This is a genomic window from Streptomyces carpinensis, from assembly GCF_002154505.1.
GTDB lineage: Bacteria > Actinomycetota > Actinomycetes > Streptomycetales > Streptomycetaceae > Streptomyces > Streptomyces carpinensis.
Genome location: NZ_MUBM01000465.1, coordinates 197 through 891, shown reverse-complemented (window position 1 = coordinate 891; position 695 = coordinate 197). Strand labels below are relative to the sequence as shown.

Genomic DNA, 695 nt, shown 5'->3' with positions numbered 1-695 from the left:
TCCCGTCGGGGATGCCGGGCATCAGCTCCTCGCAGTAGGCGCGGCTGCGTTCGCCCTTCGTCCTCCTCGGCCACCGGCTTCCTCGGCCACCGGGGACGATGCAGCGGAGATGAGTAGGAAAGCTCATGACCGCGTGCCGCGAGCGGGGCAGGATCGGGCCATGACGATGATCAGGACGGCGGGGACCGGGCGCGGGGCGGTGCCGCTGGCGCTGCTGGTGGTACTGGCGGCGGGCTGCGGGACTCAGCGGGCCGGGGACGACGCGGGCGCCCGTGTACCCTCGCGGCCGGCGGCGGCGACGCCGAGCAGGCCGGCGGACGTACCCTGCCCGGGCGAGAGTCCCACCCCGTCGGCGCCCGCCACGACCGGGGACACCTCGGTCCCGCAGACGCCTCCCATCGACCACTACGCCGAGAACCACGGCTTCCGGGTTCCCATCCCGCTGCACGGCCGGCTCCGCTGCGACGGGCTCGCGGCCGTCGCACGCATCGAGATGGCGCTCGAACCACTGCGCAGGCGAGGTGACTTCACCCCGGACAGCACCCGCCGGGCACTGATCGGGCTCGGCTACGCCGCCGAGAAGGTGGAGTCGTACCAGAACGGGACCGGGGTCGGCTTCCTCGTGGACGCTCCCTCCATGTGCCTGGAGGGCACGATGTACCCCCGGTCCACCGAGGCGGACGCCTTCGGCGGCT

Annotated in this window: 1 protein-coding gene; it reads left to right on the top strand. The window is 73.5% G+C overall.

The genetic code is table 11. The annotated features are described in order from the left end of the window. Positions 1–160: 160 nt before the first annotated feature. A partial coding sequence (locus BZY54_RS51935; RefSeq protein ID WP_167414173.1) for a hypothetical protein occupies positions 161–695 on the top strand: 535 nt, incomplete at its 3' end.